This window comes from Haoranjiania flava (assembly GCF_025631005.1).
GTDB classification, from domain to species: domain Bacteria; phylum Bacteroidota; class Bacteroidia; order Chitinophagales; family Chitinophagaceae; genus Haoranjiania; species Haoranjiania flava.
On record NZ_JAOTPL010000037.1, the window covers coordinates 1 to 10,289 of the forward strand.

At 42.5% G+C, this 10,289-nt stretch carries 10 protein-coding genes; 3 read left to right on the forward strand and 7 right to left on the reverse strand.

What is annotated here, in order from left to right; translation table 11 throughout:
- Window positions 1-183: 183 nt before the first annotated feature.
- From OD355_RS13590 to hisG, 5 genes are all read right to left on the reverse strand, one after another.
- Complete coding sequence (locus tag OD355_RS13590) at window positions 184-588, reverse strand: hypothetical protein (RefSeq protein WP_263039038.1); 405 nt, start codon at window positions 586-588, stop codon at window positions 184-186.
- A gap of 112 nt (window positions 589-700) precedes the next feature.
- Entirely contained in the window at window positions 701-1,762 is a 1,062-nt protein-coding gene (gene hisC, locus OD355_RS13595; protein ID WP_263039039.1) for a histidinol-phosphate transaminase, read from the reverse strand.
- Entirely contained in the window at window positions 1,752-2,183 is a 432-nt protein-coding gene (locus OD355_RS13600; protein WP_263039040.1) for a GNAT family N-acetyltransferase, read from the reverse strand. The genes hisC and OD355_RS13600 overlap by 11 nt, the downstream gene beginning before the upstream one ends.
- A 2-nt stretch (window positions 2,184-2,185) precedes the next feature.
- A complete protein-coding gene (gene hisD, locus OD355_RS13605) occupies window positions 2,186-3,472 on the reverse strand; it encodes a histidinol dehydrogenase (RefSeq protein ID WP_263039041.1) in 1,287 nt (428 codons plus the stop codon).
- 1 nt (window position 3,473) lies between these two features.
- Window positions 3,474-4,328: an ATP phosphoribosyltransferase gene (gene hisG, locus OD355_RS13610; RefSeq protein WP_263039042.1), complete on the reverse strand. Its 855-nt coding sequence runs from the start codon at window positions 4,326-4,328 to the stop codon at window positions 3,474-3,476.
- Window positions 4,329-4,639: 311 nt separating this feature from the next.
- Here hisG and OD355_RS13615 point away from each other — a divergent pair, with 311 nt between their 5' ends.
- Genes OD355_RS13615 through OD355_RS13625 form a run of 3 tightly spaced genes read left to right on the forward strand, consistent with a single transcriptional unit; the run spans window position 4,640 to window position 8,417 of the window.
- Window positions 4,640-6,532, forward strand: coding sequence for a BamA/TamA family outer membrane protein (locus OD355_RS13615; RefSeq protein WP_263039043.1), 1,893 nt, complete (start codon window positions 4,640-4,642; stop codon window positions 6,530-6,532).
- Window positions 6,533-6,550: 18 nt separating this feature from the next.
- Entirely contained in the window at window positions 6,551-7,285 is a 735-nt protein-coding gene (gene recO, locus OD355_RS13620) for a DNA repair protein RecO (RefSeq protein ID WP_263039044.1), read from the forward strand.
- A 10-nt stretch (window positions 7,286-7,295) separates the two neighbouring features.
- On the forward strand, window positions 7,296-8,417 hold the full coding sequence (locus OD355_RS13625; RefSeq protein WP_263039045.1) for a DUF3078 domain-containing protein: 1,122 nt from the start codon (window positions 7,296-7,298) through the stop codon (window positions 8,415-8,417).
- Here OD355_RS13625 and OD355_RS13630 read toward each other — a convergent pair.
- Together OD355_RS13630 and OD355_RS13635 are read right to left on the reverse strand one after the other, a co-directional pair.
- On the reverse strand, window positions 8,414-8,875 hold the full coding sequence (locus tag OD355_RS13630) for a methylglyoxal synthase (RefSeq protein WP_263039046.1): 462 nt from the start codon (window positions 8,873-8,875) through the stop codon (window positions 8,414-8,416). The genes OD355_RS13625 and OD355_RS13630 overlap by 4 nt on opposite strands.
- Window positions 8,876-8,880: 5 nt before the next feature.
- Entirely contained in the window at window positions 8,881-10,047 is a 1,167-nt protein-coding gene (locus OD355_RS13635) for a hypothetical protein (protein WP_263039047.1), read from the reverse strand.
- Window positions 10,048-10,289: the final 242 nt, after the last annotated feature.

Below are 10,289 nucleotides of genomic sequence, written 5' to 3' on the forward strand. Positions count from 1 at the left end.
TGCATACCAACCGCGGATGAATAAAGGCTATTCCATGTGACCATAAAGAAAAAATAAAAAATATACACATGAAAATTAGAAAATGTAGTTTAATGCAAAAATAAAAAAGTGCAAAAATTCAGATCAGCTATTCCTGCTATCCATTTATTTACAAAAAAACCGGATATGCTCCGGTAGTTTTTGTTAATCATTTATGGTAACTGCATTGTGTGCATCCCACACACTGCTTACATATACAGCCTGCTCGGGGCTAAGCGATTCCAAGCCCATAGAGACATACCGGTAATTTTTGTCTTCTTTTGTAAATTCTGATTCCAATGCATCAAAAGAATTAAAGAACTGGTCTTCGGTTTCTCCCGGTATAGCCAGTACAATAGATTCGCGGGGATATCCGTGTTCGGTTAAAGCTTCGTAAGCTCTTTTGGCATCCTCCAGGCTGGCAAACTTTGCTGTAATAAACTTCTCGTCTACATTGTATTTCGTAAGATTAATGAGCGAAGAGCCCCTGAGATCAGAAGTAAGTTCATCTGCATTTGCATTGGTAGTAAGGTCATCGCTTACGTTTGCATTTCTTTCTTCGTTTATCATAGTCAGTAATTTTAAAGTGACGGTAATTTGGATTTACAGTATAAAAAAAGCAAAAGCTCTGCCATACACAGAGCTTAAAAGTTATTGTTGTGCTAATAAACAATTGCAAGCGTCAATATTGGGCATCTGTCCATTCTGCCAAAGCATCTACCAGCGCGGTATTTTCTTTTTCGGTGCCTATTGTAATCCTTAGGCTGTCTTCGCAGAGCATTACCCTGCTTCTGTCGCGTACCACTATTCCTTTTGACAGTAGAAAATGATACACCTCTTTTGCATTTTTTATTTTTATCAGAATAAAATTGGCGTCAGAATCATGCACGGCTTCCACGCCTGGTATACGCCTGAACACAGCAGCTAATGCTACGCGCATGTCTACTATTTCGCGTATCATATCGTTTACCTGGCCTACATCTTCCAATGCTTTCAGTGCAAGCTCCTGCGTTGCCTGGTTGATGTTGTAAGGAGGCTTTACCTTATCCAGAACAGCAATAATTTCTTCCGAAGCGAAAGCCATACCCAGCCTGAGCGCAGCCAGCCCCCAAGCTTTGCTGAACGTTTGCAGCACCACCAGGTTGGGGTATTCAGCCAATTCAGCTACAAACGATTGCTGCCTCGAAAAATTAATATAAGCTTCGTCGATCGCTACCAGCCCGTGGAAATTATTCAGCACCATTTCTATGTCGAGCCGGTGCAGGGAATTGCCCGTGGGGTTGTTGGGAGAGCAGAGCCAGATGATTTTGGTACGCTCATCGATCAGGCTTTCTATGTGTGCAAGGTTTAGCTGAAAATCCTCAAGCAAAGGCGCCACGCGGATTTCAACATCATTGATATTTGCCGATACTTCGTACATGCCATAGGTGGGCGGGCAAATAATTACATTGTCCCTGCCGGGTTCGCAGAAAGCACGGTACAGCAGGTCTATACACTCATCACTGCCGTTGCCTAAAAAAATATGTTCCCGCGCAATGTTTTTTATTGTACTGATGGCATTTTTTAATGCTACCTGGTGCGGATCGGGATAACGGTTGTACCATTTCAGCAAGGGCGATCCCAGGCTGTTTTCATTGGCATCCAGGAATATTTTGGCCTCACCGGAAAATTCATCTCTTGCAGATGAATAAGGCTGCAGCCGTTTTATATTTTCCCTCAATAACTTCTCTACACTAAAGCTCATTATCCAACATTTTTCTATAGTGAAACGCTTTTATTTCATATCCCTGGCTGGACCAGAATTTCTGGCCGCGGGTGTTGCCGGTATAACAATTCAGTTCAGATGCAACACAGCCGTTGGCTTTGCCATAAGCATGGATCCAGTCGACCATCTGGTCTCCTACATTCCTGCTTCTGTAATCAGGATGAATGATCACATTGTCGGGCTCTATATGCCTGCCGATATAATATTTTGTGAGTATCCATAAGCCGGAAACACCTATCAGCCTGTCTTCATGGTAAGCGCCCACGCATTTATAATTATTATCAAACATCTCGTTCAGGCGCTGTTCCAGCGTTTCGGCCGGAATATTGACATCTAATATCTGCAAAAAAGGGATTATCTGTGCAATGTTTTCCCTGGGTATGAATTTAAAAGTATACATGCTTAATTGCTGTTTTTATTGATACGTATTTTTACGGCATTGGCATGCGCGCTGAGGCCTTCAGCAGCAGCCATTTCCACCACTGTCTCTGCAATGTTTGCCAGTCCGTCTTCAGTTAATTGCTGAAAAGTAATATTTTTAGTAAAGCTTTCCACACTGATGCCGCTGTATGCTTTGGCAAACCCGTTAGTTGGCAAAGTGTGGTTGGTGCCACTGGCATAATCGCCTGCGCTTTCGGGAGAATAATTTCCCAGGAATACGGAGCCGGCATTTGTGATTCTTTCTGCGATGGCTTCTGCTTTGGCGCAGGAAATAATTAAGTGCTCGGGCGCATATTCATTTACCAGATCAATGGCATCATCCATATTGTCCATGTAGACAAGTTTGCTGTTCGCTATGGACTTTTGTGCAATGTCTTTTCTTTCTAAAATGCTTAACTGGCTTTCAACTTCCTGCTCTACCGTAGCCATTATTTTTTCAGAAACCGTTATCAGCACAGACTGGCTGTCTGCGCCGTGTTCGGCCTGTGACAACAGGTCAGAAGCTACAAAACCCGCATCTGCTGTATCATCCGCCAGGACACAGACTTCACTGGGGCCGGCAGGCATATCAATAGCCACGCCCTCCATCTGTACCAGTTGCTTTGCGCAAGTAACATATTGGTTGCCGGGGCCAAAGATCTTATATACTTTTGGTATGCTTGCTGTGCCGTAAGCCATAGCTGCTATAGCCTGTGCGCCGCCTGCCCTGAAGATTTTTGTGATGCCCGTTAATTGTGCAGCATATAAAATTGCAGGGTGAATATCGCCGTCTTTACCGGGTGGTGTGCACAACACAATTTCTTTGCAACCGGCAATCTGTGCGGGAATGCCCAGCATCAATACAGTTGAAAACAAGGGCGCAGAACCGCCGGGAATGTATAAGCCTACTTTCTCTATGGGCAACACTTTCTTCCAGCAGGTAACGCCCGGCATGGTGCTGGTGCGTATGGGTTTAACTTTGTGGGCATCATGAAAAACATAAATATTTTTCAATGCGGTTTTGATGGCTGCCTTTAACCCTTCGGACAACCTGTCTTCTGCAGTATCTATTTCCTGGCTTGAAACCTGCAATGCATCCAGCTGTATGCCATCAAAAGTTTGTGTAAATTCTTTAACGGCATCATCGCCGCGTAGCCTGACGCTTTCGAGGACTGCCTGTACTTTTTCCTGTAATTGTTTTGTATCAAACACAGGCCTGGCAACGATTGCGGGCCAGGATCCGGTTGTTGGGCTTAGATATTTTTTCATCTCAGATAACCATTTTTTCAATCGGTAAAACCAATACATCTTCAGCGCCTGCATTTTTCAGCTGCTGAATGTTTTCCCAAAATTCGTTTTCACTCAGTACCGTGTGCAAACTGCTCCAACCTTTGGCAGCCAACGGCAATACCGTAGGGCTTTTCATACCGGGCAGCACTTGTATAATGGCTTCCAGCTTATCGTTGGGCACATTCATCAGCACATATTTTTTATTCTTTGCTTTTCTTACAGTCTGGATGCGGAACAATAACTTTTCTAACAATGCTTCTTTTTCCGTATTCAGATAGCGTGAGCGGATAAGCGCGCACTCCGATTGCAAAATAATCTCCGCTTCTTTCAGTCCGTTCATAAACAAGGTGGAGCCCGAACTTACCAGGTCGCATATTACATCCGTAAGGCCTATACCCGGCGCTATTTCCACGCTTCCGCTGATGGTATGTATCTCGGCATCTACTTTATTGTTTGCCAGGTAACCCTGTACAATGTGCGGATAGCTGGTGGCTATTCTTTTACCCTGCAGCGACTGTACCCCTTCGTATTTATCAGACTTTTTGATTGCTATGGAAAGCCTGCATTTGCCAAAGCCGAGCAGATCCACGACATCTACATCCTTTCCCGCTTCGTAGATCACATTCTCCCCAACAAAACCAATGTCTGCAACACCATCTTCCACGTATTGAGGAATATCGTCATCGCGCAAAAAATATACTTCCATCGGGAAATTGGTTGCCAGCGCTTTTAGCTGGTCTTTGATATTGTTACTGACCTCAATACCGCACTCTTTGATCAGCTTCATTGACTCCTCATAAAGCCTGCCGGATTTTTGAATGGCTAATTTCAGCATAAATAATTTATTGTTTAGCTTAATAAAAAAGGCCTACCTCTTACGGTAAACCTTTCAAATGTTTTTTGCATACACAAACATTTCAGCTTACCGCTCGGATAAGATATGATGATGGTTATGTGTATGATTTTGTATTTTCACAGAATAAAATTAGACATTTTCTTTTAAGAAAAAAAATTATTGTGAGAAATTGCCGCATACAAAATAATAAAAACCGCCATATTGTACTAATTTTAAAGCCCTTAAGAAAAGACAATCCCTAAATAACCTTGAAGAGAATTTTCAAATATGGCCTTGTTTTATTTTTTTGCATGTGCTTTGCCGGCAACCTGAATGCCCAAAGTGTACTTGATACCTTAAAACTCGATGCTAATCCGGGGATAGTTGTTTACGCAATAGATACCAACCATATCAGGCAGCTCACGCTTTCGCCACTCCGCAGAAGGCTGAATGCGCTGGTAAAAAACATGAAATCTGAAAAGATCATAGAATATGTAAATGAACGGGATATACTCAATGAAAGAATTGCTACCTATTTTATGCCTTACGAAGGAAAGATCATCCGGAATATTATCTACCGCCAGTTTGACTTCAACATTGACTTCAGCGATACAACCCGCAGGATAGATTATTTCGGTACCAAAATATTATCTGCCCTGCACACCACTTCCCGGGAATGGGTGATCAGGCAAAACATGTTTGTAAAAGAGAATGAGGTTTTGAACCCGTTTGTACTGGCAGACAATGAACGCTACCTGAGAAACCTGCAGTTTATACGAGATGCCAGGATCATTGTAGATATGCAACATCCTGAAAGCGATTCACTGGACCTGTATGTAATTACCAAAGACCTTTTCGGGTTGAACATTGAAGCAAAGGAAGTAACTGACAAAAGGCAACACGTGACGGTAGGTGAAAGTAATCTTTTTGGCACCGGCCAGGCCATCTCCATTACAGCTTTGCGCGATATTGAGCGTAACCCTAAAGTTGGCGCAAATGTGCAATACACCATCAATAATCTGTTAGGCACTTTTCTCAGCGCCACCATAAACGCAGGCAATATTCATAAGAACAGGTATGACGCAACTTACAACCTCACTGATTACAACCTCCGGCTGGAGCGGCCTTTGTTTTCACAATACAGCAATTATATCGGCGATATCACTATTGGCAAACAACGCACATACAATACTTATCCTGATTACTATAACAAACCCGAACGGCCCGAAGAAGTGTACATTGGCTATAGCCAGAACTACATTGATGCGGCTTTGGGCTACAACATAAACGCCAAAAAATACATCCTGGATAACAAGATGCCGGACCGCAACGTGATCATGATGCGGTATATGAATAATCATTTTGTTGATCCGCCCGACTTGCAAGGCAGGTTCAGCGACAGCCTTTCAGACCGGTCTGCACTGTTGCTGCAATACACTTACTTTAAACAATATTTCTACAAAACCAGCTATATCCTTGGTTTTGGAGCTACTGAAGATATGCCTTACGGTATAAATGCGAGCATCACGGCAGGTTATCAGCGTCAGTTGCATATCAAACGCCCATATGTAGGTGTGGATATCAACAACTACACCTTTACGCGCAGATCCGATATGCTGCAATATTTTCTGCGCGCCGGCAGCTATTACGACCGTGAGAGATTTTTCCAGGATCTAAACTTCATCGGGGGCATATCTGTATACAGCAGGCTTTTTCATTTTAACCATATCAAATACAGGCAGAAAATACAGGCAAGCTATGCCCAGCAGGTAAATCCGCATACTTCTGAGCCATTGCGTATCAACAACCTGTTTGGTTTAAATTATTTTCGTGAAGATTCAGTAATGGGCGAGAAAAGGCTGTCTTTGCGCGGGGAATCCATATTTTTTATGCCGGGGAAAGTTATGGGTTTTGCGTTTGCGCCCTTCCTGACTTTTGATGCTGCCGTGATGGACCTGAGCAGGCATACCATCTGGCACGATCATTTGTACTATGCCATCGGCGGAGGCGTGCGCACCAGGAACGAGAACCTGCAATTCGGAACTATAGAACTGCGGCTGAATTATTTCCCCAAAAAAATTGCCCGGGAAAACCAGATTAAAATTATGCTGATCACGAACCTGCGCTTCAGGTACAACTCTAATTATGTGAGCAGGCCAAGGTTTGTAGAATACAACAGCGATATTTACAACAACATTTACTAGTATTGCCTACAATATATTATGACACACAAAACAAAAGGAATTGTATTGAAATACATCTTCTACGGCGATACCAGCCTGATTGTGACCATGTATACAGAACTGTTCGGCATACAGAAATATATTGTAAAAGGTGTAAGAAAAAACACCAAAACAGGCAACAACCGAATTTCTTTTTTCCAGCCCGGCGCCATCCTGGATATGGAAGTTTATAAAAACGATTTTAAGCAGTTACAATTTATCAGGGAGTACAAATGGGGCTACCGGTATGAAAACCTTTATTTTGATGTGATTAAAAATGCAATTGCTACCTATATGGTAGAGTTGTTTTTAAATGCGGTAAATGAAACCGAAGACAACGAAGAGTTATTTTACCTTTTGGAAAATTACCTGATCAACACAGATAGATCGGGCAATAAATACTCCGCAAACGTGCCGCTTTTCTTTTCACTGGAATTGGCGAAATTAATCGGCTTCCAGATCAATAAAACTTTCACTTCAGAAGCGCATATACTGGACCTGTATGCAGGGGAATTTACAGATGTTATACCTTCGCACTCCTACTACATCGAAGGAAATACCGCGGAGATCACCGCGTACATCAACAACAACCCGCAAGATGCTTTTACAGGTAACCTGCTCATAAACCGTAAAATACGCCAGGAGCTTTTGAACTCTTACCAAATTTATTTTACTTTGCACATTGAAAATTTTACAAGGCTTAAGAGTTTACCAATTTTGCAAACTGTAATTTAAAATTGTCATGATGAAATTTAGTTTTGTTTTCCTGATGCTGTTCTTATCCATCCAATCAGTTAGTGCCCAACACGATACCGCAAGAAACTTCAATTTACAGAAGGCTGCTGTTCCGCCTGATAATACTACCGATACAATCAGGCCCGTGGATACACTTGCACCAGCAAGCATACCTGCTACTGGCAATGTAGCTGAGAATGCCAGCAAAGCCAATACATCTACAGTTGATGCCATGATTAATACAGACAATGGCAGAAAAAAAACCAAGGAAGCGCTGAGCGGCCTGGTTAACGGCAAATTCCGTAAAGACACCACAAAACTTTGGAATGCAGGCGGCGCTTTCTCCATCAACGCTTCCCAGACAACGCTTGACAACTGGTCAGGCGGTGGTACCAACTCTTTTTCGGCAGTTTCCAGCCTGAATTTATACGCAGACTACCTGAACAAAAAAACCAGCTGGAACAATACCTTAAATATACAATACGGCTACCTAAATGCCAGTTCCAACAAGATCGGCGGCAGGAAAAATGTAGACCTGGTAGACTTTATTTCTATGTACGGGCACCAGTTCTCTCCCAAATTCGATTTCTCAAACCTGGGCAGGATCAGGACACAGATATCCAAAAGCTATGTGTATGAAAAGAATAAAGAAACCGAGCAGGATGAAAGAAAAGGTTATACATCCAGGTTTTTTGCACCCGCGTATGTAACACTTGCACCGGGCATCAACTACAGGCCCGTAAAAGGCTTAAGCATATTTGTTTCGCCCATAGCTGTCAGGGGTGTTTTTGTAATGGACGATTCTCTGTCAAAAGCAGGCGCTTTCGGCGTTGACCCCGGTGAAATGTTTAAATTCCAGTTTGGTGCTTATGCAAACCTTACGGCCAAATTCAACATTACCAAGAACATTTTTTATGCTTCTAACCTGGAGCTGTACAGCAACTATCTCTACAACCCCGAGAATATTTACGTGTTCATGACCAATACGCTTACGGCAAAGATCACCAAGGTGATAGCGCTGAACGTGAATTACAACCTTGCCTATGATGACCTCTACAGGCCTATACAGGACAGAGGGCCTAAATTGCAGACCCAGGCCATTTACGGCCTTGGCTTAATGGTAAACTTTTAATTGGCGATCTTACGGTTTAGATAAGCGCTATAGTCTGAAAGCTCAGCCTGGTACTCGGAATCCATGTACGCGGAACTGATGATAAAATCTGCTGTGGCAGGGCAACACGCCATAGGAATATTCCACACCACACCCAGGCGCAGCAATGCTTTTACATCACTGTCATGCGGCTGCGCTTCCATGGGATCCCAGAAAAAAATCACCAGGTCAATTTCTCCTGTAGCAATCATGGAGCCGAGTTGCTGATCGCCGCCCAGCGGGCCGCTCAGTACCTGCTTTACTTCTACGCCCAGCTCCCTGGCCACCATCTTGCCGGTGGTACCTGTTGCTATCAGGTTGTGCTTTACAAGTATGTCCTTATTTTGCTTTACCCACACGATCAGGTCGTCTTTTTTATGATCGTGTGCTACAAGGGCTATTGATTTCTTTTTGTGAATGGTTCTGAATTTCTTTTCCATAATATTTATTTTTCTACCGGCGGATGCCTTTCAAAGGGATGTTTATTATCAAAAATATACCTGTATGTGATCAATTTACGGGTAACAACTGCATTTAAGCTTTTGTATACGCTCAGCATTCTCGGGTTCCAGTCGCCCGACCAGCCCATTTCATAGGTTTTATATAATTTTCTTTCTACAATGTAACGCGAGCCTTCATAGATCATGAAAGAGTCTACCCCCATACCCTGGAAGCGCGGCACCACCCCGAAGGCTATGCCGATAAATTTATCGCAGGTTTTGTTCAGCTTCATCCACAGGAATTTTATTTTTTGCCAAAGGCCCATTTTGCCGTTAAAGTGTTTAAAGTACTGATTGATGTCGGGGATATTGATCCACATAGCTATGGGCTCATCGTTGTAGTAAGCAAACCATATTATTTTTTCATCAATCACCGGCTTCAGTTGATTAAACAGTTTCAATACCTGCTCAGGCGATATTTCTTTTCCTTCATCGTGTTGAGACCATGCTTCGTTGTAGACCTTCGCAAACTCCTGTGCATGTTTTTCCAGGTTATGTATATTTATATGCCGTGCATCATACCCCTTTTTGGATTTTAGCCGTTTGTATCTTTCTACGAATTTATCTGAAAGCTTATCATCAATATTCAAACCATAATAATATTGATTGTAATAATTCATAAATCCATAATCTTCGAACAAACGCTGGTAATACGGCGGATTAAATGCTAAACCGTATATAGGTTCATCAAAACCTTCCACCAGCAGCCCCCACCATTTGTCTCTGTCGCCAAAATTTACCGGGCCATCCATGGCATCAACCTGTTTGCTTTTCAACCAGTATTTAGCAGCATCAAACAACATACCTGCGGCAGCCTGGTCATTTATACAATCAAAAAAACCAACACAACCCACGGGATAGTCAGTGCCTTTATTCTTATAACGCGGGTATACATAAGCTGCAATCCTCCCGATATGCTTTCCATCTTTTACCAATATCCAGCGTATGGCTTCGCCGCCATCTTTGTAGAATTTATTTTTAGTCTTATCAAAAACTTCCTTTACTTCTTTATCTAACGGGCGAATGTAGTTGGGGAAATCTTTATTGATCAGATAGCCCGTTTCTATGAATATATCTTCCAGCTGTGGTGTAGTGACTTCTATTAATTCCATATCCGTTGATTCTACGGTAAAAGTAAACGTTTATTACCCTACAATAAAATAAAACTGCTGCAATTACACCTGCAAACATTTGTATTCGAAAATAGCAGTAATATCCAGCCTTTCTGCGATGCCCGAGAAAAAACTTCGCGCAACTCTTTTCGTAGAAATAAAAAAAAACTTGTGTGTCTTTTGTTTGATTTTATCACACATTTCTCCCTGACTCTTTCCCCATAAAAAAAGTTACAAAAAAA

Excerpts from the sequence above, each read along its gene's own strand:
- OD355_RS13590 (WP_263039038.1), bottom strand. The coding sequence starts at position 588 with ATGATAAACGAAGAAAGAAATGCAAACGTAAGCGATGACCTTACTACC.
- hisC (WP_263039039.1), bottom strand. The coding sequence starts at position 1,762 with ATGAGCTTTAGTGTAGAGAAGTTATTGAGGGAAAATATAAAACGGCTG.
- OD355_RS13600 (WP_263039040.1), bottom strand. The coding sequence starts at position 2,183 with ATGTATACTTTTAAATTCATACCCAGGGAAAACATTGCACAGATAATC.
- hisD (WP_263039041.1), bottom strand. The coding sequence starts at position 3,472 with ATGAAAAAATATCTAAGCCCAACAACCGGATCCTGGCCCGCAATCGTT.
- hisG (WP_263039042.1), bottom strand. The coding sequence starts at position 4,328 with ATGCTGAAATTAGCCATTCAAAAATCCGGCAGGCTTTATGAGGAGTCA.
- OD355_RS13615 (WP_263039043.1), top strand. The coding sequence starts at position 4,640 with ATGTGCTTTGCCGGCAACCTGAATGCCCAAAGTGTACTTGATACCTTA.
- recO (WP_263039044.1), top strand. The coding sequence starts at position 6,551 with ATGACACACAAAACAAAAGGAATTGTATTGAAATACATCTTCTACGGC.
- OD355_RS13625 (WP_263039045.1), top strand. The coding sequence starts at position 7,296 with ATGAAATTTAGTTTTGTTTTCCTGATGCTGTTCTTATCCATCCAATCA.
- OD355_RS13630 (WP_263039046.1), bottom strand. The coding sequence starts at position 8,875 with ATGGAAAAGAAATTCAGAACCATTCACAAAAAGAAATCAATAGCCCTT.
- OD355_RS13635 (WP_263039047.1), bottom strand. The coding sequence starts at position 10,047 with ATGGAATTAATAGAAGTCACTACACCACAGCTGGAAGATATATTCATA.